Origin of the sequence: Nitratireductor sp. StC3, assembly GCF_003015025.1 — a bacterium.
Taxonomy (GTDB): domain Bacteria; phylum Pseudomonadota; class Alphaproteobacteria; order Rhizobiales; family Rhizobiaceae; genus Mangrovimarina; species Mangrovimarina alexandrii.
This window is the reverse complement of the sequence record NZ_PYBP01000007.1, coordinates 173,021-197,352: the sequence shown is the minus strand read 5'-3', so window position 1 is coordinate 197,352 and position 24,332 is coordinate 173,021. Positions and strand designations below refer to the sequence as shown.

Genomic DNA, 24,332 nt, shown 5'->3' with positions numbered 1-24,332 from the left:
GCCGCCGACGCCCCTCAATAGCGGCGTTCGAACAACGGCGTCTTGCGTGTCGCCTTCTCGAACGTGCCCGGCGGCACGAACTCGATCTGCGGATTGATTTTTAGGGTGCGGTGCAGCGCAGCCGCGATGCGGCGACCAAGATCCTCGAGATCGCCGGCACCGGTTTCGGGGGCATGTTCGATCCGCAGTCCGAGCGGCGGAAGCACGGTCGGCGGCGGCGCGTTGAGCACGATGCGCATGTCGCCGGTGACGGCGGGGGCGAACTCGCTGACGACCGACTTGATCGCGGCCGGATAGACGTTGACGCCCTTGACGATCAGCATGTCGTCGGAGCGGCCGACGAGCTTGACGCGCGGCCCGCGAAAGCCGCAGGACGGACATTCGTCGAGCAGGAGCTGAACGATATCGCCATAGGCGTATTTGATCGTCGGACAGGCCTCGCGCTGAAGCGATGTGTGGACCATCTCGCCGATCGCCCCATGCACGGGATCGACCGGCGCGCGGGTCACCGGATCGATCAGATCCTGATAGCTGGTGCACAGTTCGGGCGCGATGCCGTGCAGGCCGTGATAGGCCTCGCTGTCGCAGGAATGGCCCGAGGCATGGCCGGCCGGCGTCCACACGTCATAGGCACGGGCGCCGTATGTCTCCTCGATGCGCGCCTTTACGCCCGGGATCGTCGCCCAGCTTTCGCCGGTCAGGATCAGCCCGCGCAACCCCAGATCGCCAATCTCCATGCCGATGATCTCCGGCGCCCGCGCGGCGAGATATTCGGCCAGCGAGGGCGTGCAGGACAGCCATTGCGGCCGCGTCAGCGCGGCCATGCGCAGCATCACCTCCGTACCCGCGCGCGCGTCGATGTCGATCGGCAATGCGCGCGCCTTGCGCAATCCGAACAGCGAAATCGTCGTGGCGTAGATGCCGAGCGCGAAGCAGAACAGCACGCGCTGCCCGGGCTGCACGCCGATATTGCGGAACCGGGTCGCGATCGCGCCACTCAACCGGTCGATGTCGTCGCGCGAAAACGTATAGGAAAAGGTAGGGACGCCGGTCGTGCCCGACGTCGTCGCCGTCAGATGAAGGTCCTCGAGCGGCGCGCACAGATGCATGCCGAAAGGGTGGCCGAGTTTCTCACGGCTTTCCTCGGCGCTGCGGCGCTCGTCGTCCTTGCCCATCAGAACCGGCATCGCGCGCAGGTCCTCGAGCCCGCGAATGTCGCGCGGGTCGATGCCATGCGCGGCGAAACGTTCGCGGAAGAAGGGCGAACGCTCGTGGCAATAGGCGAGTTGGCGCACGATCAGCCGGTCCTGCATGGCGCGGATCTCGTCGCCGGAACGGGTGTTGTTGGCGGGATCGGAATAGTTGGTCGTGATCATGAGGCTTTCCGGGGGCTGGGTTTGGGCGCGGTCGGCGCGGCCGCCCGTTGCCTGCCGCGCCCTGCAAGGCGCAGCAAGATCGCGCCGAGCCCGTAGGCAGCGGCCGCGACCAGCAGCGAGGACCAGACGCCGTATTCAGCGGAAATGGTCCCGCTCGGCAGGACCAGCAGCAGGCCCGCGGCCAGCGCCAGCGCGCGGGCGGGCCACTCGGCGAGCCCTGCGGCCACGCCGGCCCCCGGCAGATAACCCTGGAGCGCGCAGGACACACAGGTGACGCCGACAACGGCGGTGGCGAAAGCCAAAAGGATCTCGGACGCGGGCGCGTCCATCAGCAGGGCCGGATGGAAAACGAAGACGAAGGGGACGATATAGATGATCGCGCCGATGCGCATGGCCTCGAAGCCGGTCTGGATCGGACCGGAATGGGAGATCGTCGCCGCCGTCAGCGCGGCGATCGCGACCGGAGGGGTGATGTAGGACACGGCGCCGTAATAGAGCAGGAACATATGGGCGGCGAGCGGGTCGATGCCCAGCCTGGTCAATGCCGGAACAAGCAGAATGGCGAGAAAGATGTAGCTGGCGGTGATCGGCATGCCCATGCCGAGGATGAAGCAGGTCGCCGCGCCCATCAGCAGCAGCGCATAGACATTGCCGCCGGCGAGCGCCAGCAGATCGTTGGTCAGCGAGCCGATGACGCCGCTGACGAAAAGCGCACCGATGACGAAGCCGATCGAGGCGACGATGGCGGCCAGTTCGGCCAGCGCGACGCCGATGCCGGTCACCAAATTTGCCGCGCCACGCAGGTCGAGACGATGGCGCGGATTGAACTGGTTGATCACCAGCAGCAGCATCGTGGCGTAGTAAGGCGCCTTCTCCTCCAGACTGGTCAGAAGGATCAGCAGCACCAGCGCCACGATCACGGCCGCATAATACCAACCTTCCCGCAAAACCTTGCGAAATTCCGGCATCAGCGACGGATCGAGCCCACGCAGGCGGGTGCGCGCCGCATAGGCGTCGATCTGGACGAACATGCCGAAGAAATAGAGGAATGCCGGGATCGTGGCCGCGATCGCGATCGTGGCGTAGGACACGTTGAGGAAGCTCGCCATGACGAAGGCGGTGGCGCCCATGACCGGCGGGGCGAGCACGCCGCCCGTCGAGGCGCAGGCCTCGACGGCGCCGGCCATGCGTGCCGACAGGCCGCTGCGCTTCATCGCCGGGATCGTCAACGTGCCGGTCGACATCACATTGGCGACCGCGCTGCCCGACAGGGAACCGAACAAGCCGCTGGAGACGACCGCCACCTTGGCCGGGCCGCCGCGATATTTGCCGCATAGCGCGAAGGCGACGTCGATGAAAAAAGCGCCGGCGCCGGTATGCTGCAGCGCGACGCCGAAGATGATGAAGCCGAGCAGGGAGGTGGCGACCGTCCGGCTCGGCAGGCCGAACACGCTTTCTCCGCCATAGACGTGATAGGCCGCGAGATCGAGCAGCGGCTGGGAGATACCGTTGAACGGGCTCGGCAGATGGGCGGCGACCAGCGGAAAGGCCGAAAGCAGCAGGCAGACGATGAAGACCGGCGTACCGCCGGCGCGCCGGCCGCACTCCATGCACAGCGCCCACATCGCCAGCGCGATCCACTTCGCATCGTTCGGCGCGGCGAACTCCCAGCCCTGTTCGAAGATGATGTCGGCCTTGACGAACAGGTAGGCGGTGATCGCCAGGCTGACGAGCGCGAGGCCGGCATCGACCGCCCGCGACAGGGCGCTGTGGCCGATCGGCCGCAACGGCATCACCAGAAAGGCGGTCGCAATCAGCAGGCCGATGATCAGCATGACGGCGGTCGATTCGATCAGCACGTAGCCGACGAGAAAATCCAGCCCGAACGTGTGGTTGACGCTGATCGCGGTCACCACGATCGCGACCGTGAAGATCACCATGCGCTCGAACCCGCCTCGGCTCGATCCCTCCCGCACGGTTGGCTCCTCCTGCCGTTTCATCCTCCCGACCTCCCTCAGTTGGATGCTGCTCGCCTGTTGGGCCCCGCCCGCAGCGCGGCGGTTGCCGGCTCGTCGACCTCCAGAGCGGCCGTCAGCACAACCCCGTAATCGCGCATGGCCGCCTCGCGGCTCACGAAGCCGTTTTCGACATCTTCGCGCACCCGCGCCGGGTCGCGGGCGAACGGATCGCCGCGGCCGGCACCGCCCGGCGGTTCGACGATGATGACGTCGTCGCCCGGCACTTCCTGCCGCCCCATGGGACTGAAAGGACGCCCGGAACAAAGCCGCACCGTGCCGGGTTCGCCGTCTCGTCCGCCGTCGAGGCCACGCGGCGCGTTGCCGGTGCGCTCGTAGGACGCGGCCATCCAGAACGGATCGCCGTCGCGGCTCGCCACCTCGATGACCTGGCCGAGCCCGCCCCGGGTCCGGCCCGCACCGCCCGAATCGCAGCGCAGCGCGCGCCGCCGGTAAAGCACGGGCGCGCTCTTTTCCGATATCTCGATGGGGATGGCGCGCACGCCGCTGGGAAACGCGGTCGCGTTAAGGCCGTCCAGGCCGGGACGCGCGCCGGTGCCGCCGGAATGGAAGAACAGCGCGTTGAAACCCGCCTTGCCGTCGCCATGCGCCGACCGCAGCAGCCGGATGTTCCAAAGCGTGCCCGCGCCTTCGGCCGGCACCCTGTCGGGCACGGCCTGGGCCAGGCAGCGAAACACCAGATCAGGCAGCATCTGGCCGATCAGGTGCCGCGAGGCAACCGGCGCAGGATCGGTGGCGTTCAGGATCGACCCTTCCGGCGCGCGGATCGTGACGGCGGAAAGCGAGGACCAGTTGTTGGGCACCGAACGCCCGACAATGCAGCGTACACCGTAGCTGGCATAGGCTTCGGTATAACAGAACGGAACGTTGTTGCCGCGCGGCGACGGCCGCAGATCGCCGCCGAATTCCACGTCGATGCGCCCGTCGGCGACCGTCATCGTCGCGGTCATCGCGACAGGCCGGTCGATGCCGTCGAGCGTCAGCGCCGCCTCGTAAACGCCGGTCGGAACGCGCTCGATCTCCTCGCGCATGCCGCGCATGGAGCGCTCGAAAATGAAATCGGACAGCGCCTCGAGATCGGCGAGAGCGAACTCGTCGCACATGGCCAGCAGGCGCCGGCCACCGGTATGGTTGCCGGCAATCAGCGACATCAGATCGCCGGTCACCTGTTCGGGCATGCGCACATTGGCACGCAGGATGCCCAGCACCTTGTCGTCGACGCGCCCGGCATCGACCACTTTGGTGATCGGTATCCTGATGCCTTCGTGAAAAACGTCCTTGGCGTCGAACCCCGGCCCCATCCCGCCGATATCCACCAGATGGCTGGTGGCGGCGAAGAAGGCGATCAGCCGGCCGGCCCGGAAGACGGGCGTGACCACGACCAGGTCGTTGAGATGGCCCGTGCCCTGCCAGGGATCGTTGGTCAGCGCGACATCGCCCTCGCGCCAGTCGTCCAGGGGGATGGCGTCGATGAAGTGGCAAACCGATCGGGCCATGGAGTTGATGTGGCCGGGCGTGCCGGTCACTGCCTGCGCGATCATGCGCCCGTCTGGCGTGAACACCCCCGCCGACAGATCGCCGGCCTCGCGCGTGGTCGGGCTGAACGAGGTCCGGATCAGCGTCTGCGCCTGTTCCTCGACCACCGAAGTCAGGCGTCGCCACATGATCTGCCGGGCGAGGTCGCCGGTTTGGAAGGACATGCCGCTCATCCCCTACGTCGACATTCTCAAATGGATGAAGCCGCGCTCATCCGTCTCGCAAGCGAACCCGGCGGGTACCACCGTCGTCGTCTGCTCTTCGGTGACATAGGCCGGGCCGGCGCCCCGCCAGCCCGCATCCAGCGTTTCGCGCTCGAAGCGGTCGGCCGCCACGTAGTCGGCCTCGGCCAGATCGTAGGCCCGCGCCGGCGCCGTTTCGACCGATTTTGCAGAAGGGGCCCGCCGTCCGTTCCACATCGTGGCCGGGTCGCTCAGCGACAGCGCGTTGCGGTGAACCCAGCCGACGATCTCGATCGGCAGATGCGGCAAAACACGACCGAACTGCCTGAGATATTCGGCTTCGAACAGATCGGTCATCCAGGTTCGGAAATCGTCCCTGGCAAAGGGATATTCGAAGGGCACCTCGATATGGTGGCCCTGCCCGGCATATCGCATCAGCGCCTTCCACTCGATGTCCGGTTCGGCGGTCGCGGCGAAGCGGCCGGTGTGACCGGACGCGGCAGCCACGATTCCGTCGAGCTCGGCGGCCACCTTGTGCGGCTCGACGTCGTCGAGCATGAGATAGCTGGTGCGCCGGATCGTGTAGGCGATAGGGGCGGCGAGGAAACCGACGGCCGAGCCGACCCCGGCATTGGGCGGCACGATGACATGGCCGATGCCGATCTTCTGGGCGATGCGCGCGGCGTGCAGCGGGCCGCCGCCGCCGAAGGCGACCATGGTGTATTCGGAAATGTCCTTGCCCTGCTCGATGGCGTGCATGCGCGCGGCATTGGCCATGTTCTCGTCCACGACCTCGGCGAGCGCGGACGCCGCCTGGGCCGGCTCCAGGCCCAGAGGTTCTGCGAAGACGGCGGCGAGTGCCGCCTCGGCCCGCGCCTGGTCGAGAACGATGCGGCCACCGGCAAAACGCTGCGGATCGAGCTTGCCGAGCACCAGATTGGCGTCGGTGACGGTCGGCCGGTCGCCGCCGAACCCGTAGGCCGCCGGCCCCGGCTCGCTGCCGGCGCTATGCGGGCCGACCTCGATCTGGCCCATGGCGTCGACATGGCCGATCGATCCTCCGCCGGCCCCGATCTCGACGAGATCGACGACGGGAATGCGAAGCGGCAGGCCGCTGCCCTTCTGGAAACGATAGGTCCGGTCGACCTCGAACCAGGCATCATATTGGGGCACGAAATCGTCGACGATGCAGACTTTCGCCGTCGTGCCGCCCATATCGAAGGACAGGAGCTTGTCGATACCGAACGCATGGGCGACCGACACGGCCAGCGACGCGCCACCCGCCGGGCCGCTCTCGACCAGGCGAACCGGCGCCTCGCACGCCGTCTCGATCGACGCCAGGCCGCCTTCCGACATCACGATCAGTACCGGCGCGTCGATGCCCATCGCGCGCAGGCGTTTTTCCATCCGCACGAAATAGTCGACGACAATCGGTCTCACATAGGCGTTGGCGCATGTGGTCGAGGCGCGCTCGTACTCACCCGCCAGCGGAGAGATGTCGCATGACAGCGAGACGCTGATCTCGGGAAAGCGCTCCCGCACGAAGCGGGCAACGGCCCTTTCGTGCGCCGCGTTGGCGTAGCTGTGCAGCAGGCAGACCGCGAGGCTTTGCGGCCGCGTGCTGGCAAGAAATTCCGCCAGGTCCTCGAGCGCCTCGTCGCAGAGCGCGGTGATCACGTTGCCCTCCACGTCGATGCGCTCACGCAGGCCGAAACGCAGCGGCCGCGGCACCAGCGGCCGCGGCCGGGTGATCATCAAATCATATTGCTCGAACCGGTTTTCGTGTCCGATATCGATCATGTCGGTAAAGCCGGACGTGCTCACGAAGGCGGTCCTGGCGCCTTTTCGCTCGATGATCGCATTGGTGGCCAGCGTCGTGCCGTGAATGACGAGGTCGACCTCACCGGGCGCGACCCCGGCGCGGGCCAGCAAATCGCGCGCGCCGTCCAGGACGGCCTCCTCCGGACGGTCCAAAGTGGTCAAGAGCTTGCCTGTCAGCAGGTCTCCGTCGCGGTCGAGCGCGAGGTCGGTGAAGGTTCCGCCGATATCGGTGGCCAACCGGATCATATAGGCTGCTCCATGCTTTTAGTGCCCGCCTTCTAATGGCGCGCGCCTGCAAGCAGCCACCACACAGTGGCATTTTATTCACGGAGTGGACAACGCGAGGAACCCCAGATCCTGCCTGGTTTGCACTGTCATGCTCATTTCGGCGGCGATTTCCGCCGCCGCTTCCCGCAGGGGGCCGAGACATTTTCTGGCCACCTCGGCCGCGGTGGTGACCTGCGGCAGGAACACGGTGTCGATACAGCACGCCACCCGGTCGCCGATCATGACGGGAACCGCAATCGCGCCGACCTTCGGCGGCAGGGCGAGGTCGCGCGATCCGTAGCCGGCCGCGCGGGTATGTTTGATCTCGGCACGGATGCGCCGCTGGTCCTGCAGATTGCATACGATGCGGATCAGGCGCTCGCGCTCCTCTTCCGGGCACCAGGCCAGATAGGCGCGGCCGGACGCCGAGCCCAGCACGGGCGAGCGCATGCCGACGAAGCGCGGGTTGATGTCGATGACGGAATGGCCGCGATTGGAATGGCTGACCACCATTTCGCGACCGTGCAGCATCAGGATGTCGGACGGCCAGCCGATCCGGCGCAGCAATTTGAGCAGGATCGGGGTCGTCGCCGCTTCCAGCCACAGGTTGAAGTTGAAACCCGACGACAGCAAATGCACCTTCGGTGTCGCCTGGTAGACGGCCTGATCGGGATCGCGGTGAACCAGATCGGCGACCTCGAGCGTGTCGAGCATGCGAATGACGGTCGCGCGCGGCAGCCCCACCGCGCGGACGATCTCCGGCAGGCGCGCCTGACCGAGGCGATTGACTTCCTCCAGCACCCGGAAGGCGCGCAGCACGGCCCTGACCGGCTCGTAACCGGACGAGCCGCGCCGGGCGCTCGCTTCCAAACCGGTCTCGTTTTCCTGCGACAGCCGACGTCCTCCCCGCTCTGCGCCCGGTTCTGTTAGCACGATGCAAGCGCGGGGTGGAACAGCCCTGCTCCACCCCGCCTTTTCAAAGCTCCGCTTTTTTGCAGCCTCGGCCTAACCGGCTCCTACCAGTCCTCGAACACGGTGTCCTGACCCGCCGCAGCCAGCTTTTCGGCCCGGATCGTCTGCCACGCCTTGACGAAATCGGCATCGCTGTCGTCACCGGCCTTTTCCTTGGCCTCGGCCCAAGCCTCGGCCAACAGAGCCTGGCGCTCGAGATTGCGCTGCTGGCGCGCCTCGAACTCAGGCGTCCAGAAGCCGATTTCCTTGTAATAACGAACCGCGCCGGGATGGATCGGCACGAAGACATTGCTGAAACGCTGACTGTCCAGCTTGAAGCCGGCATTCGACGGATAGCCATCCTTGAAGTCGTCGTAATAGGCGAACAACGCCTTGGTGAAATTGTAGACGAGTTCCTCGTCGGTCTGGTCGACGGCGGAAAAGATCGGATAGGCGAGCGTCGCCATCTCCAACCCCGCTTCCGGTACGTCCGGACCGATCGTGGCGACATGCTTGATCAGCCAGGGCGAGACCTTCCACATGCGCTCCCAGGCTTCCTTGTCGTCATGCGGCGTCACCAGCCAGGTGAGGCCGCGGTTCGACGAGGAAACGCGTACGCCGTCTGAATTGTTGGTGTTGGAAATCGCCGTGTCGGCCCGACCGTCGATGACCGCGTCGATGCCGGCCTTCAGACTGGCCACCTCGACCACCTCGACATCGTCGAAATCCAGACCGCCAAAGGCGAGATAGGACAGGTTCAGACGCCGCGACACCGGCGAGCCTTTCACGATCGCCATGCGCTTGCCCTTGAGGTCGGCCGCGCTCTCGACGCCTGCGTCCGCCGCCACGATCAGCCCGGTCGAGCCTTGCGAGATGCTGAGCGCCACGTAGCGCACGGGGACCGGACCGAGATTGGGCGCTCCGAACTCGTAGACGCCCTCCTGCGAAAAGATCGAATCCGTGCCAAGCGTGGCGAACTGGGCCCGCCCGTCCTTGAGCGGCGTCAGCCGGGCCACATCGCTCTTGGCGGGAAGGATTCGAACCTCGGTACCGGTCTTGTTTTTCAACGTCGCCGCGATCGAGACCGCGGAGTTATAGGCCGTGGCGCCGACATCGTAGGAAACCCAGACCATGTTGCCGGGCAATTCGACGTCCTCGGCCTGCGCGGGCGCGACCGGCGCCAGGCACATGGCCGCCAGCCCCACCGCCGCCAGTATCCGTGTTCGAAACATACTCGCCTCCTTCCATTTTTTTCTTGTCGCTTCTAGCGTCGACCGATCTCCGATCAACAGTTCCCACCGGGATGCGACAAGCGTCGGCAGGAGTGGCCTCGACCACAAGTCGCTTGGCATCAAAGTATTCACTGTATGGACACTCGGCGGCGGTCTTGTATCCATTCCGCCGCTCTTTCCCGTAGCGAATGGCCGTCAGAGGCAGCGGGGCCGATATTGGCTCGGCCGGGCTCGACCTTGACCAGAATGCCGGGAGAACCGCTTATGGCCGACATCAGCACCGCGGACCACCCCTCATCGACTATGTCTGACGCCCTCGACGCTGAGGCGCTGAAGTCCTTGGGGGCACGATTACAGGACCTGTTGCGTCTGCGCACCTTGCCGATCGCCATGAAACTGTTCGAGACGGTGGAGGCGATGCAGGCCGTCCGTGGACTGCGGTTGCCGGAAGCCGGCACCGCCTTCACCTCCTGCCAGCTCGTGACCCGGTGCCGCTATTCCGGCGTCACGCTCGGCTTCACGCACGACAATGTGCGCCCGCACTCCAATTGCGGCGGCATCCTCGGCCTCAACAAGCCGTCCGAGGCCTATCTTTCGGGCGAGCGGATGAACGGCATCTGGTTCGAGAACCAGGAAGCGTCCCGCCAGCACCAGCAGCAGATGCCACGCGTCCCGCATGGCCGCTATGCCGGGGTCGTGGTTTCCCCGCTCCGCTCGGCCCGCCTCGACGACCCCAATATCGTGCTGTTTTACGGCACGCCCGGCCAGATGATCATCTTCATCAACGGCCTGCAGTGGCGGCGCTACGAGCGGTTTGATTTCTCGGTCACCGGTGAAAGCGCGTGCGCCGATTCCTGGGGCACGGCGCTGGCGACCGGCAAGACCAGCCTGTCGATCCCCTGCTTTGCCGAGCGGCGCTATGGCGGCGTCGCCGACGACGAGCTTTTGATGGCGCTGCGACCGCATGAACTTGCGCGTGCCATCGAGGGCATGGAGGGCCTGTCGCGGGCCGGACTGCGCTATCCGATCATTCCCTACGGCCCCAACGCCGATCCCGGGCCGGGCATGGATTTCAGCTACGGCGACAAGCCGAAATGAGCGCCGCCCCGCTGACGATCGCGATCGTGCAGATCCCGCTCTCAGGGCGCAGCCGTCAGGCCGCTATCGCGTCCGCCTTGAAAAGCGCGCCGACCTATCGGGCGCTCGCGCCAAAGGGGCTGGTGCGCAAGGATTATCTCAACGGGCCGGCCGGCGGCGGCGGTGTCTACACCTGGCGCAGCCGCAGCGAGGCGGAAGCCTGGTACGACGGGGCCTGGAAGGCGCGCATGACCGAACTGTTCGGTGTCGAACCGGTTGTCACCTACTACGAATGCGCGGTCACGGTGGACAATCTCTCGGGCGAGACCATCGTCCGCGATGGCCGCCAGGAAGCGGCGCGATGAGCGGTCCCCTGTCCGGGATCCGGGTGCTGGATTTCAGCTCGGTCGTGCTCGGACCGTTCGCCGCGCTGATGCTCGGCGACATGGGGGCCGAGGTGCTCAAGATCGAGTCGCTCGATGGCGACGTGATGCGGCACGCACAACCGTTCCGCAATCCGGGAATGGGCGCGATCTTCCTCAACCTCAACCGCAACAAGAAGAGCCTGGCGATCGACCTCAAGCGCGAGGCGGCGCGCGAGGTGGTGAGGCGACTGGTTGCGGGGGCGGACGTGGTGCTGCATTCGATCCGCCCGGAAGCCGCCACGCGGCTCGGCCTCGACTATGCCTCGCTGGCGGCGATCAATCCGCGCCTGATCCACTGCGCGGTGCGCGGCTTCTCGTCCGGCCCCTATGCGGACCTGCCCGCTCTCGACGACGTCATCCAGGCGGCAAGCGGCGTCGCCCGCCTGCAGGGCGGCGACGGGCCACCACGCTTCGTCAGCACCATTCTGGTCGACAAGACCGCCGGCCTGCACGCCGCCTCGGCGATCGCCATGGCGCTGTTCGAACGCGAGCGCTCCGGCCTCGGCCAGGAGGTCGTCGTGCCGATGTTCGACACAATGGTCCAGTTCATGGCGGTCGAGCATCTGCAGGGCTTGACCTTCGAGCCGCCCGAGGGACCGGCCGGCTACGCGCGCGTTCTGTCGCCGCACCGCAAGCCCTATCCGACGCGCGACGGCCATATCAGCGTCATCCCCTATACCGACCGGCAGTGGACGCGCTTCTTCGCTGCCGCCGGCAGGCCCGATCTCGCCGGCGATCCGCGCGTCGGCTCCGCCACGGCGCGCTCGACCCATGTCGACTGGCTCTACGCCACGCTTGCCGAGATCCTGACCGAGCGCGGCACGGAGGAATGGCTGTCTTTGTGCCGAAAAGGCGATATTCCCGCCATGCGGGTCAATTCGCTCGAGGAGCTCCTGACCGACGAGCAGGTGGAGGCGACCGGGCTGCTGCGGCACGACCGGCATCCCTCCGAGGGCGCGCTGCGCCAGGTCGACATCCCGGTCCGCTTTGCGCGTACGCCCGGCAGCGTGCGCCGCCTGGCGCCGCGCCTCGGCGAGCACACGGTCGAGACGCTCGCCGATTGCGGCTTCTCGACCGAAGAGACCGAGGCGTTGACCAAAGCCGGCGTTTGCCTGGCCGCTCCGTCGTCGCACACGGGCATGGCCGACGCATCCAAGCTGGAGGACACATGACCGAATTTCTCGACGACCCCGCCATTCGCTGGGTTTCCCACAGCTCCCATTGGGGGGCGTTCGACGCCGGCGTGCGCGACGGCCGGCTGGTCGGCGTCAGACCCTTCCGGCACGATTTGCACCCCTCGCCGCTGACCGGCGCCATACCGGACGCCGTCCACGCCGGGAGCAGGATCACAACGCCGGCGGTGCGTCGCGGCTTTCTCGAACGCGGCGCGGCCTCACGCGAGGCGCGCGGACGCGACGAATTCGTCGCGGTCGGCTGGGACGAGGCGCTCGATCTCGTCGCCGCGGAGTTGGAGCGGGTGCGCTCCGTCCATGGCAACGAGGCGATCTTCGGCGGCTCCTACGGCTGGAGCAGTGCCGGTCGTTTCCACCACGCCAAGACGCAGCTGAACCGATTTTTGAACACGACCGGCGGCTTCGTCGGCCAGATCCAGAACTATTCCATCGCCGCCGGACTGACGCTTTTGCCGCATCTGCTCGGCTCGACGCAGGCCTGCAGCGGCCCGCTCACCGGCTGGGGCAGCATCGCCCGCAACAGCGGATTGGTGGTCGCGTTCGGAGGCGTGCCGGACAAGAACCTTCAGGTCGCCGCGGGCGGGCCGGCCGAACATGCCGCGCCGTCGGGGCTCCGTGCCGCGCGCGCGGCCGGCGTCGAATTCGTCAACATAAGCCCGTTGCGGAGCGACATCGATGCGGAAATCGATGCGGAGTGGATCGCCCCCAGACCGAACACCGACACCGCCCTGATGCTCGGCATCGCTCACACGCTGCTTGCCGAAAACCTGCACGACCGCGCCTTTCTCGAGCGCTACTGCGTGGGCTATGCGCGTTTCGAGGCCTATCTCGCCGGGCGGACGGACGGCACCGAAAAGGACGCCGTTTGGGCGGCGGCGATCTGCGGTATCGATCCGGCAACGATCCGCGCCCTGGCGCGGCGCATGGCAGCAACGCGCACGATGATCACCATGACGTGGTCGCTGCAGCGCGCCGACCACGGCGAACAGCCTTTCTGGATGGCGATCACGCTTGCCGCCATGCTCGGCCAGATCGGCCTGCCCGGCGGCGGGATCGCGTTCGGGCACGGCTCGATCTCGGGCATGGGCACGCCGCGCACGGAGATCGCCTCGCCCAACCTCAGCGCCGGCGCCAACCCGGTCGAGACCGCGATCCCGGTGGCCCGCATCTCCGACATGTTGCTGCATCCCGGCGCGGCCTACGATTTCAACGGCCGGACCTGCCACTATCCCGACATCCGGCTGGTCTACTGGGCCGGCGGCAACCCCTTTCACCACCACCAGGACATCAACCGGATGCGCACGGCGCTGCGCCGACCGGAAACCTTCATCGTTCACGAGAGCTGGTGGACGGCCACGGCGCGCTTCGCCGACATCGTGCTGCCGGCAACGACAACGCTGGAACGCAACGATGTCGGGGCGTGCGGACGCGACCGCTTCATCATCGCGATGAAACAGGCGATCGAGCCGCTTCACGAGGCACGCAACGACCACGACATCTTTCGCGGCCTCGCCGAACGTATGGGCACGCGGCAGGCTTTTACCGAGGGCCGCTCGGAACGGGACTGGATCCGCCACCTCTACGAAACCGCCCGCGAACAGGCGTCGCGCCGCCAGGTCCAACTTCCGGATTTCGATAGTTTCTGGGAACGGGGTTTTGCCGAAATCGAGCCACCGGCTGCGGATTTCGACCTGTTTGCCGATTTTCGCGCCGACCCTGGAGGGTCCAGGCTCAAAACGCCGTCGGGCCGCATCGAGATCTATTCCGAGACGATCGCCGGCTTCGGCTACGACGACTGTCCCGGACACGCGACCTGGCTGGAGCCGGCCGAATGGCTGGGCTCGCCGCATAGCCGCACCTATCCGCTGCATATGATCTCCAACCAGCCGCGCAACCGGCTGCACGGACAATTGGACGACACCGCGCTTAGCCGCTCTGGAAAAGTCGGCGGACGCGAGCCGCTCCTGATCAATCCCGCCGACGCGGGAGCCCGCCAGCTTGCCGACGGCGACATCGTGCGCGTGTTCAACGCGCGCGGCTCCGTGCTCGCCGGGGTCAGGATCACCGACACGATCCGCCCCGGCGTCGTGCAACTGGCGACCGGTTCCTGGTACGACCCCGCCGACCCCAGCCGCGACGGCAGCACCGACAAGCACGGCAATCCGAACGTGCTGACCCTCGACAAGGGTACCTCCAGGCTCGGTCAGGGGCCGATCGCCCAAACCGCCCTCGTCGAGGTCGAGCGGGCGGCCGACGCGCCGCCGGTGACGGCCTACGACCCGCCGAAAATCGCCCGGGGAGTGACGCCATGAGCGGCGGCGAGGGTGGAGACCGGCCGATGACGCGCGTGGTCCATGCCGGGCGCGATCCCGAAGCGTGGAACGGTGCGGTCAACCCGCCGCTCTATCGGGTCTCGACCGTCATTCAGGCCAGCATGGCGGACCGCAAGGCCGCCTTCGCAGAGCGCGCAGCCGACGGCAAGCGCATGGTTTACGGCCGTACCGGCACGCCGACCACCCGCGCGCTCGAGGACGCGCTTTGCGAACTGGAGGGCGGCCATCGCGCCCAACTCTATCCCTCGGGCTTGAGCGCGATCGCCAGCGCGATCACGGCCTTCGTCACGGCAGGCGACACCATCTTGATGACGGACAACGCCTACGGGCCGACGCGAACGTTTTGCGACACCTATCTGCGCCGCATGGGAGTGAAGACCGTCTATTTCGACCCGCGGCTGGGCGCAGACACCGCCCGGCTTATGACACCGGACGTCAAGCTGGTCTTTCTGGAATCTCCGGGTTCGCTCACGTTCGAGATCGCCGACGTGCCGGCGATCGCCCGGGCGGCGAAGGCGGCCGGTGCGACGGTCATGATCGACAATACCTGGGCGACGCCGCTTTTCTTCCAGCCGCTCGCGCATGGTGTCGACGTCTCGATCCATGCCGGCACCAAATATATCGCCGGCCATTCCGATGCCATGCTGGGGATTGCGATCGCCAATGAGGAAAGCTGGCCGCGACTGCGCGACGGCGCCCGCCAGACCGGCATCTGCGTCGGCGCCGACGAGGCCTATCTGGCGCAGCGCGGACTGCGCACGATGGCGGTACGCCTGCGCCAGCATCAAGAAAGCACACTCGCCGTCGCGGCCTGGCTCGCCGCGCGCGACGACGTCGCATCGGTGTTTTATCCGGCCTTGCCGGAAAGCCCGGACCACGCGCTGTGGCGACGCGACTTTGCCGGGGCGTGCGGCCTGATGGCATTCGAACTCGCCACCAAGCGCGCCGACCGCGCCGCGGCGATCGTCGACCGCCTGCGGCTGTTCGGGATCGGATCGTCCTGGGGCGGTTACGAAAGCCTGGCAATCGTCGCCGATCCGGCGGCATACCGGACCGCGACGCGCTGGCAGGCCCGCGGCGCGCTGATCCGCCTGCATGTCGGCCTAGAGGACCCCGCCGACCTGATCGCGGATCTGGACGCCGCGCTGGAAACCGGCTGAACCGACCCGAACCACCGCGACGGACCGGTCTCAGCGCGCCATCAGCACAGGCACGGGCGGTTGTTCGAGTATGGATTTGGTCACCCCGCCGAACAGGCGTTCCCGCAGCCGCGAATGTCCGTAGGCGCCCATTACCATCAGTTCCGCATTCTTGTCGGTGGCGTGCCGGCGCAGGATGTCGGCGACCGGGCGGCCCTGGCTCGGCAGCCGGTCGACGGTGACCTTGGCGCCGTGACGCGACAGATAGACGGCCAGGTCGGCGCCGGGCTCCTCGCCGTGGACCGTATTCCCCGCGACAGGATCGACCAGCGCCAGCGACACGTCTTGCGCACCGACGAGCAGATCGAGCGCCGCGGTCACGGCGCGCGACGCCTCCGGGCGGGCGTCCCAGGCGACGGTGACGCGCTCGGGACGCAGGTTCGGCGTCACGCCTTGCGGCACCAGCAGCAGCGGCGTACCGGACGAAAACAGCACGCCTTCCACCATCTTGTCCCACAAGGCGGGATTGTCGCGCAGCCCCGGCCCGGCCAGGACGAGATCGGCATAGCGGGCGCGCCGGCCTATGGCGTCGTCGGCCCAGGCCTGCTCGACATAGTCGCTGGCGACATCGCCGGGAACCGGAAGCGCTGCGACCAGCTTCGACACCGCCTCGGTACGCGCGTCCAGCCGCTCGATATCCTCCTTGCGCTCCCTGGCCCAGACATCCGAAGCCATCGCGGCGTATTCGCCGACCGGCGGCGGAGCGGCGATGACGAGCACGAGCACCGAGAGGTGGGCGTCAATTTGACTGCACAATTCGGCGGCACGATGCAGGTCGTCGTCATTCGCCTCCAGCCCGGTGACAGCGAGTATCGTTTTGATGGTCATAATCCGTTCTCCGTTCGCCGTATCGACATCACGGCCTACACTCGCGTTCGATAGACGTTGGCGCGCATGCCGTCGTTGCGATAAATCAAGCGGGGCCCATCGCCGCCATTCCGGTGCGATCTTGATCCGCATCAAGGCACCGCCCGTCGCAGCCCCGCATGGTGGGTTGCGTGGACCAAAGCGGGCCACCGCGCCAGAGCGCACACCATGAGGCCGGCCGATATGACACCGCAAAGCACGATCAATGAAGACGGCGCGCAGGATGCGGCGACCGGATTTCTGTCGAAGCCGGAGACCTATCGGCTCGGCACCCCGGTCGAGGTGATCGAGACGCATATTTCGCGCATCTTTCTCGTCGGCGATCGCGCCTTCAAGATGAAGCGGGCGGTGCGACTGCCTTATGTCGACTTTTCCACGCCGCAGCAGCGGCTGTCGGCCTGCCGCAAGGAGGTGACGCTGAATTCGCGCACCGCGCCCGATCTCTATCTGGGGACGCGGCGCATCACCGCGACACCGGATGGCGGGCTCGAATTCGATGGCGACGGCGCGCTCGTCGACGCGGTGGTGGAAATGAAGCGCTTCGACCAGTCCTGCCTTCTCGACCGGCAAGCGGAGGCGGGCACCCTGACGCCGCGCCTGATGAGGGATGTGGCGCGCGCCGTTCTTCGTTTCCACGACGCGGCGCCGGTCGTGCATGACGGCGGCGGCGCCGACAATATTGCCGGCGTGCTCGACATCAACGCGGCGGGGTTCGCGACCAGCACGCTGTTCTCGCCCGATGCGGTCGCCGCACTCGGCGATCGCTTCCGCGCGACGCTCGCCCGCCATGCGGCCCTGCTCGACGCCCGCGAGACGGCCGGCAAGGTCCGCCGCTGCCATGGCGATCTGCATCTGCGCAATATCTGCGTGCTCGACGGCGTGCCCTGCCTGTTCGACTGCATCGAGTTCAACGACCAGATCGCGACCGTCGACGTGCTCTACGATCTCGCCTTCCTGCTGATGGATCTTTGGCATCGCGGGCACCGTGATCTCGCGAACCTTGTTATGAACCGCTATTTCGACGCCCAGGACGAAGAGGACGGGTTCGTGCTGCTGGCGTTTTTCATGGCCGTACGCGCGGCCGTGCGCGCGCATGTCACGGCAACCCAGTACGAGGAAGGCGGACGGCAAAACCGGGCGCTCGCCGACGAGGCACGGTCCTATTTCGACCTTGCCGGAGCCCTGCTCGAAGAGCCTCCCGCGCGGCTGACCGCGATCGGCGGGCTCAGCGGCTCGGGCAAGACGACGGTTGCGGAGGCGCTCGCCGCCCATGTCGGCGCAGCTCCGGGAGCGCGCATCCTGGAAAGCGACCGGCTGCGCAAGGCGATGTTCAACGTCGCCGCCGAGACGCGATTGCCCGCGGAGGCCTACAGCGCCGAGAACTCCGCCAGGGTCTATGCCGACATAGCCCGCCGCACCCGCAAACTGCTCGACGACGGCGGCACGGTCGTCGCCGATGCCGTGTTCGACCGGCCCGGCGACCGCGCGCGGATCCGACAGTGCGCGCGCGACACCGCAACGCCTTTTATCGGCATTTGGCTGGATGCCGGCGCCGCACTTCTGCAACGTCGCGTCAGCGAAAGGTCCGCCGACGGCCCGTCCGACGCCACGGTCGCGGTGCTGGCGGGACAGTTGCGGCGCACACGCGACGATATCGAGTGGACCAAGCTCGATGCCGCCAGACCGCTGGAGCGGATCGTCGCCGACATCCTTGCCCTACATGGCTCAAAGAGCCTGCCGGACCGTGACGGCGTGCGCACCGGAACGAGAGGATGACCGCAGACCGCAACGCCATGGATTTCCAATTCGGACCTGTCGGGGGAATGCCAGTGATGCACACAACACAAGCCGGGCGGACGACCGCCATCGCCGTGGCACTTTTGGCGATGGTCGCGATGGTACCGGCGGTCGCGCAGAGCCTCGATCCGGAAAGTGCGTTTCGCGGCCGCCGTTTGGCCGAGACCAATTGCGCGCCGTGCCACGCCATCGCGCAGATCGACGAAAGCGAACATCCCGACGCGCCGCCATTCAGACACATGGCCAACCGCCGGCCGCTCGAGACACTGCCGGCCGACATGCTCGGCGACCTTTTTCTCCGGCACGCGGTGATGCCGCAATTCGAGCCGGACGAGCGCCAGGTGAACGACATCGTCACCTATATGAAAAGCATCCAGGAATAGGCGGCGACCCGAAATCCGCACAAAGCCGGCCGTGACCGGGACCGCTTGCGACCGCGCGAACCGCCCTCAGGCCAGATCCAGCGCGGCCACGCAGAGACCCGGCTCGGTTTCGCTGCGCGCGACCGCAAAGCCGAATTCACGACACAGCGCGAGCATCTTTTCGTTGTCGGCGAGCACGAAACCCTCGATGCGGCGGATGCCCTCACTGCGCGCATAGTCGACCAGCTGCGACAACAGCGCCCATCCGAGCCCGCGTCCCTGCAGGTCGGTGCGCACGAGAAGCGCATATTCGGCCTTTTCTTTGTCGGGGTCCGACGACAGCCGCCCGACGGCGGCCAGGTCGCCGCTGCTTGCGTCGAGCGCGACGAACGCCATTTCGCGCGCGTAGTCGAGCTGGGTCAGCCGGACCAGCATCTGATGGGGAAAACTCTTGCGCTGGGCGAGAAAGCGGAAACGGATGTCGTCGGGCGCAATGCGGGCCAGAAAGTCCGAATAGAGCGCAATGTCGGCCGGGCGGATCGGACGAATGTCGTAGCGCGCCGGGCCGGCGTCGATCCGCTTTTCCCAGCCGTCGGGATAGGGTCTGATCGCCAAATCCGAATTGGGGCCGGCCTCGCCGACGCGTCCGGGGTCGATCTCGACGCGGGCGTCGAGCGCGATCGTGCCGTCGGCATCCGCCAGAAGCGGGTTGATGTCGATCGACACGATGCAGGGGAAGTCGACGATCAACTGAGACAGGCCCTTGAGCGCCGCCGTGATCGCCGCGCGATCGGCCGGCTTGCGGTCGCGATAGCCCGCCAGAAGACGGCCGATACGGGTTCGATCGATCAGATCGCCGGCGAGCACACTGTCGAGCGGCGGCAGCGCGATCGCGGTGTCGTCCATCACCTCGACGGCGATGCCGCCGGCTCCGAACAGGACGACCGGCCCGAAGATCGGATCGTTGCTCATGCCCAGAATCAATTCCTGGGCATGTTTGCGCACCACCATCGGCTGAACGGCGTAACCCTGGATATCGGCCTGCGGCGCGTGCGCGCGAACGCGGCTTTCGATCTCGGCGGCCGCCGCCTCCGCCGCCTCGGGCGTGCTCAGATTGAGCACGACGCCGCCGACATCCGACTTGTGCGAAATCGCCTTCGACAGCAGCTTCACCACCACTTTTTCGCAAGCCTGCAAAAGCCTCGCTGCCGCCTTGCCGGCCTCGGCCGGCGATTCGGCCACGACCGTCTCCGGCACGGCGATCCCGTAGGCGGCGATGACGGTTTTGGCTTCCGGTTCGGTCAGCATGCGCCGGCCTTCGCTGGCCACAGCAGCGAACACGGCCCGGACTTCATCGCCATTTTTTGCGACATTCTCGCCGCCGCTCGACGGCACCCGCATCAGCGCGCGCTGGGCTCGCGACCAGTCGCTGAGATAGGAAACCGCGGTGGCGGCGGCGGCCGGTGTCTCGAAGCTGGCTAGCCCTGCTTCCTGCAGGATGCGACGTCCTTCGCGGGCGGTATGGTCGCCGAGCCAGCAGGTCAGAACCGGCTTGCCGCCGATCTTGCCCCTGGTCGTCAGGCCGGCAACCGCGCGGGCGGCCTCGATCGGCGAGGCCAGGCCGGTCGGACAGTTGAGCACCATGACCGCATCGACGCCCGGATCGGCGGCGACCGCCGCGACCGCCGCGCCGTAACGCTCGGCCGCAGCGTCGCCGATAATGTCGACCGGGTTGGCGTGCGACCAGGTGGCCGGCAGGGCCGCGTTCAGCCGTTCGATGGTCGTGTCCGCCAGCGCGGCCAGTTCGCCCCGGCAATCGACGAGCTGGTCGACGGCCAGCACCCCGGCGCCACCGCCATTGGTGACGATGGCGACCCGCGCGCGTTCGAGCGGGGCAAAACGGGCTGTGGTCTCGGCGGCATCGAACAGATCGGCCAGGCTCGTCACACGCAGGATCCCGGCCCGCTGCAGCGCGGCCTCGACCACGCGGTCGGCGCCCGACAGCGCGCCGGTATGGGTGGCGGCCGCCTTGGCCGCGGCCTCGTGGCGGCCAGACTTGATGGCGATCACCGGTTTTAGGCGCGCTGCCGCGCGCGCCGCCGACATGAATTTGCGCGGATCGGGGATCGTCTCGAGATACATCACGATCGCGCTCGTGTGCGCGTCGCCGGCCAGCATGTCGAGCCAGTCGCCGACGTCGACATCGGCCATGTCGCCCAGCGAGACGATGTGGGAAAAGCCGAGATGGTTTTCCGCCGCCCAGTCGATCAGCGAGGTGGCGATCGCGCCCGATTGCGACAGCAGCGCTATATTGCCGGGCTTGGCCGCCATATGCGCGAAGCCGGCATTGAGCCTGGCCGGCGGAATCATCAGCCCGAGCGTGTTCGGCCCGATAATGCGAAAAAGATGCGGGCGGGCGGCCTCGAGCATGGCCTGGCGCAAGCCGTTTTCGTGCGTCAGGCCGGCGGTGATGACCACCGCGGCGCGCGTGCCCCTGGCGCCGAGCTCGCCAATGATGCCGGGCACGGTCGCCGGCGGCGTGGCGATGACGGCGAGGTCGGGAGTGCGTGGCAGGTCGGCGACGCCGGCAAAACAACGCCGCCCCGCGACCTCCTCATATTTCGGATTGACCGGCCAAACCTCGCCCTGAAAGCCGGCATCGACGATGTTTCGCATCACCACGTCGCCGACGGCCCCGTCGCGGACCGAGGCGCCGAAGACCGCCAGCGATTTCGGGTGAACGGCGCGCTCGAGATTGCGGATGGTCACTGCGAAGCTCCTTGGCCCTGACGTGGTGCGGATGGACTGTACGACGTCCAGGCCCGCTCCCCTAGGCCCCGAGCGGACAAACCGGACATGTTTTTGATCGCGCTTGACGCTGGGGCGCGGCGCGAATTGCGGGACGCGGATCTTCTTTTTTCGCACGGGTTCGGGCAGGATCGGCGGCGTCAGCCGGTTCGAGGCGTGGTTTTCCCAGCCGCCTCATCCCCGCGCGCCGCAGACAAATACTGTCCTGCGCGCGGCGAGCAGCCAGCCCGACGGGACGTCTCGCGCGCCGCGGCGTGTTTTTTGCTACAGGGCGTCGATCGCCCGTTCGGACACGCCGTCGGCACCGGAATGCGGCCCGGTCTTGGCGGCCGCGATCACGGCACGGAATAGTCGAAATCGTGACACTGGGCGCAGAAATTCTCCGATTCTTGGTGGACCTTGTGGCAAAGGTCGCATTCGGCGAAGGTCGGGCCGTGCGGCGTCGAATGCGGATTTGCCGGATGCGTGTCGGCCGTCCGTGCTGCAAGGTCTTCCAATGGGCCGTGGCAGGCGAGACACTGCTCGGTCGACATCGGCCCCGGCGCCTCGGTTTGATTGTGGCATGTTTGGCACGTCACCCCGCTAAGCAGGTGGCTGTGATCGAGCGGGATCGCCGACAGCAGCGCGAGCGGGGTGTCCGGCGCATGGCAGGCCACACAGTCATCACGCTTCATGCCGGCGGTGGGAACGTGTCCGGGTGACAGCACCTGCGTGTCGCCGTGGCAGGTTGCGCAATCACCGGGGTCGTCGCTGTGCATCAGCAACGCCGTCGCGGCGGGCGCTGCCGACACCACAAGAAGCACCGCCAGCCCGAGCGTCGCCCACAGCACGCGCCGCCTATCTTTGCCGCACATCGTCATATCCCGAAAACGCTGCGCCCTCTATGTGCCAGGTCAGCCCCAGCCCTTTTCCGCCGCGGCGTTCCGCCCCGCAATACGACCGAACGTGAGACAATCCGTATAGGCGCAAGACCCCAGTCGTGACGCGCCGTGGATGCCGCCGGCGGCCTCGCCGGCCACGTAGAGACCGGCAATCGGCTCGCTCGACAGGACATCGAGCGCCTGTGCGTCGCCATTGATCGCGCAGCCGCCCATCGTGTGGTGAATCTTCGGCGACAGCCTGACGACATAGAAGGGGGGCGTGCCGATCTTGCCGGCATCCGCCTGCATGTATCGTCCGAATTCGGTATCGGCACCCGCATCGACACTTTCGTTGAAGGTCTCGATCGTCGCTTTCAACGGCGCGAGCGGAATCTCGTGTGCCTCGGCCATCTCCTCGAGCGTGGCATATTCCATCAGCACGCCGGCTTCCTTCATGCGTTCGAAACGTTCGCGGCGGCCGGCCGCGCTGCCCTTGGCATAGCCGGCGGAATCCACGAAGGCGACGGTCTTGTTGCCCACGGCAAGCATCGCATCGGCACGGGTCTTCCTGTCGGCCAGTTCGTTGACGAACCGTTTGCCGGTCTGCGTGTCGATCCACAGCCCGTAGGACGCCGCCACGCCCTGAGCGAAATGCGGGGTTCGCCCGAAGCCGCGTTCGTCCGGACTCGTCCACGGACCAAGCTGAATCCAGGATGGCTGAACAAGGACGCAGCCGATGCCGAGCGCCTCGCGCAGCGCCTCGGACGTGGCGCCCGGCTGATTGGTGGTGTCGAGTTCGCCGCCAAGACGCGGATCCTGCAAGGCCCGGAAGACAGGGTCGGCGCCGAAGCCGCCGGTCGCAAGCACCACCGCCTTGCGCGCCTTGATGGATATCGGCGTACCGCTCTCCAGATCGGGATGGCTGAATCCGCTGTGAGCGATCACGCCCTTCACGCGCCCGTCACCATCGCGGATCAGACGCTTCAAAAGCGTGCGGGTGCGCGGTTCGACGCCCATTTCCTTGAGTTTGGCCAGTTGCGGTCCGATAATGCCCGATCCGCTGCCGGCGGCAAGCGCGTAGGACCGAGGCACGGCGTGGCCGCCCATATGGGTGAGGCCGGTATACTCGGCCCCCAATTCGTCGATCGTCCACTGCACGGTTTCGACCGACTTCTCGGCGACGATGCGCGCCAACTCCGGATGATTGAGATGCAGCCCGGCTTTGAGCATGTCGTCATAGAGGCTGTCGACGGTGTCTTCGATTTCCGCCTCGGCCTGCAGCGGCGAGCCGGCGGCCGCAATGACGCCACCACTGATGATCGAGTTCCCGCCCGGCGTGCGCATTTTTTCCAACAAGGCCACCGACGACCCCGCCTTCGCGGCCTCGTGAGCGGCGGCCAGTCCGGCAAAACCGGTGCCGACGACAACGACATCGAATTCCTCATCCCATGTCTGCGGAAGCGCCGCCGTGGCAGCCCGGACGTCGGTCGCCGACCATGGCAACAAGCCGCCTGCCAGAACCGTGGCCGTCCCCGCCAGCATGCTTCTGCGGGTTACATTAGGGGTGGTGACCATGATGCCCTCCTTCTGTCAGGCCCGAATTGTCGTCGCAGCATTTTTGATATTAAGACGGCCTACCGGCCATCCCGGCATTGACGTGGATCAAAACGCTGCCCGTTCGGCCTGACTTGGCGAGCGCGATCGGACGCCGACCCGGCGCGGCGGCCAGCGCAAATCGCACACGCCAGCACGCTTCGGCACACCCCAGAGCAGCGGCGCTATTCTGTTAAATATTTGGTTTCATTGAAGAAAAATGGTGCCAGGGGCGGAATCGAGCTTATAGTCTATCAACTTGATTTTATTTATAAATAAGCAGTGTGGCTAACGGCCAATACCCGCAAAATTACCCAATCCAAAATCATACCGGCGGTTCGATTCCGTTTTCCACAGGTAACTGCATTACATGATACACCCTGTGCTATCGTCCCGCCACCTTGCGCAATGCCGTCA

At 66.7% G+C, this 24,332-nt stretch carries 17 protein-coding genes; 7 read left to right on the top strand and 10 right to left on the bottom strand.

Features of this window, described 5'->3' with window-relative positions; all coding sequences use genetic code 11:
- Window positions 1-14: 14 nt before the first annotated feature.
- The 6 genes from C7T96_RS16030 to C7T96_RS16005 all read right to left on the bottom strand — a co-directional run bounded on the left by C7T96_RS16030 (window position 15) and on the right by C7T96_RS16005 (window position 9,401).
- The gene (locus C7T96_RS16030; protein ID WP_106572250.1) at window positions 15-1,376 is read right to left on the bottom strand and encodes a phenylacetate--CoA ligase family protein; all 1,362 of its coding nucleotides are present in this window, start codon (window positions 1,374-1,376) and stop codon (window positions 15-17) included.
- On the bottom strand, window positions 1,373-3,376 hold the full coding sequence (locus C7T96_RS16025) for a TRAP transporter fused permease subunit (RefSeq protein ID WP_106572249.1): 2,004 nt from the start codon (window positions 3,374-3,376) through the stop codon (window positions 1,373-1,375). Before C7T96_RS16025 ends, C7T96_RS16030 begins: the two co-directional genes overlap by 4 nt.
- Window positions 3,377-3,390: 14 nt before the next feature.
- A complete protein-coding gene (locus C7T96_RS16020; RefSeq protein ID WP_106572286.1) occupies window positions 3,391-5,112 on the bottom strand; it encodes a hydantoinase B/oxoprolinase family protein in 1,722 nt (573 codons plus the stop codon).
- A gap of 12 nt (window positions 5,113-5,124) precedes the next feature.
- On the bottom strand, window positions 5,125-7,197 hold the full coding sequence (locus tag C7T96_RS16015) for a hydantoinase/oxoprolinase family protein (RefSeq protein ID WP_106572248.1): 2,073 nt from the start codon (window positions 7,195-7,197) through the stop codon (window positions 5,125-5,127).
- Between the two features lie 78 nt (window positions 7,198-7,275).
- Window positions 7,276-8,088, bottom strand: a complete 813-nt coding sequence (locus C7T96_RS16010; RefSeq protein ID WP_146149192.1) for a helix-turn-helix domain-containing protein — start codon at window positions 8,086-8,088, stop codon at window positions 7,276-7,278.
- Window positions 8,089-8,234: 146 nt separating this feature from the next.
- Entirely contained in the window at window positions 8,235-9,401 is a 1,167-nt protein-coding gene (locus C7T96_RS16005) for a TAXI family TRAP transporter solute-binding subunit (RefSeq protein WP_158264395.1), read from the bottom strand.
- 264 nt (window positions 9,402-9,665) lie between these two features.
- On the opposite strand from C7T96_RS16005, the gene C7T96_RS16000 reads away from it, so the two are divergent.
- Genes C7T96_RS16000 through metC form a run of 5 tightly spaced genes read left to right on the top strand, consistent with a single transcriptional unit; the run spans window position 9,666 to window position 15,589 of the window.
- Window positions 9,666-10,499 (top strand): DUF169 domain-containing protein, encoded by an 834-nt coding sequence (locus C7T96_RS16000; protein ID WP_199190495.1) that lies wholly within the window; start codon window positions 9,666-9,668, stop codon window positions 10,497-10,499.
- Window positions 10,496-10,843, top strand: a complete 348-nt coding sequence (locus C7T96_RS15995) for a monooxygenase (protein WP_106572245.1) — start codon at window positions 10,496-10,498, stop codon at window positions 10,841-10,843. Before C7T96_RS16000 ends, C7T96_RS15995 begins: the two co-directional genes overlap by 4 nt.
- The gene (locus C7T96_RS15990) at window positions 10,840-12,075 is read left to right on the top strand and encodes a CoA transferase (protein WP_106572244.1); all 1,236 of its coding nucleotides are present in this window, start codon (window positions 10,840-10,842) and stop codon (window positions 12,073-12,075) included. Before C7T96_RS15995 ends, C7T96_RS15990 begins: the two co-directional genes overlap by 4 nt.
- On the top strand, window positions 12,072-14,408 hold the full coding sequence (locus C7T96_RS15985; RefSeq protein ID WP_106572243.1) for a molybdopterin guanine dinucleotide-containing S/N-oxide reductase: 2,337 nt from the start codon (window positions 12,072-12,074) through the stop codon (window positions 14,406-14,408). Before C7T96_RS15990 ends, C7T96_RS15985 begins: the two co-directional genes overlap by 4 nt.
- Window positions 14,405-15,589 (top strand): cystathionine beta-lyase, encoded by a 1,185-nt coding sequence (gene metC / locus C7T96_RS15980; protein ID WP_106572242.1) that lies wholly within the window; start codon window positions 14,405-14,407, stop codon window positions 15,587-15,589. The genes C7T96_RS15985 and metC overlap by 4 nt, the downstream gene beginning before the upstream one ends.
- 30 nt (window positions 15,590-15,619) lie before the next feature.
- On the opposite strand, the gene C7T96_RS15975 is transcribed toward metC, so the two are convergent.
- Window positions 15,620-16,456, bottom strand: a complete 837-nt coding sequence (locus C7T96_RS15975; protein ID WP_106572241.1) for a universal stress protein — start codon at window positions 16,454-16,456, stop codon at window positions 15,620-15,622.
- A 222-nt stretch (window positions 16,457-16,678) separates the two neighbouring features.
- On the opposite strand from C7T96_RS15975, the gene C7T96_RS15970 reads away from it, so the two are divergent.
- Window positions 16,679-18,271, top strand: coding sequence for a bifunctional aminoglycoside phosphotransferase/ATP-binding protein (locus C7T96_RS15970; RefSeq protein ID WP_106572284.1), 1,593 nt, complete (start codon window positions 16,679-16,681; stop codon window positions 18,269-18,271).
- Window positions 18,272-18,327: 56 nt separating this feature from the next.
- On the top strand, window positions 18,328-18,675 hold the full coding sequence (locus C7T96_RS15965) for a cytochrome c (RefSeq protein WP_158264394.1): 348 nt from the start codon (window positions 18,328-18,330) through the stop codon (window positions 18,673-18,675).
- 66 nt (window positions 18,676-18,741) lie between these two features.
- Here C7T96_RS15965 and C7T96_RS15960 read toward each other — a convergent pair whose 3' ends face one another.
- The 3 genes from C7T96_RS15960 to C7T96_RS15950 form a co-directional block, all read right to left on the bottom strand.
- The gene (locus tag C7T96_RS15960; protein ID WP_106572239.1) at window positions 18,742-21,423 is read right to left on the bottom strand and encodes a bifunctional acetate--CoA ligase family protein/GNAT family N-acetyltransferase; all 2,682 of its coding nucleotides are present in this window, start codon (window positions 21,421-21,423) and stop codon (window positions 18,742-18,744) included.
- 374 nt (window positions 21,424-21,797) lie between these two features.
- A complete protein-coding gene (locus C7T96_RS15955) occupies window positions 21,798-22,292 on the bottom strand; it encodes a cytochrome c3 family protein (protein ID WP_158264393.1) in 495 nt (164 codons plus the stop codon).
- Window positions 22,293-22,355: 63 nt separating this feature from the next.
- Entirely contained in the window at window positions 22,356-23,897 is a 1,542-nt protein-coding gene (locus C7T96_RS15950) for a flavocytochrome c (protein ID WP_199190494.1), read from the bottom strand.
- Window positions 23,898-24,332: the final 435 nt, after the last annotated feature.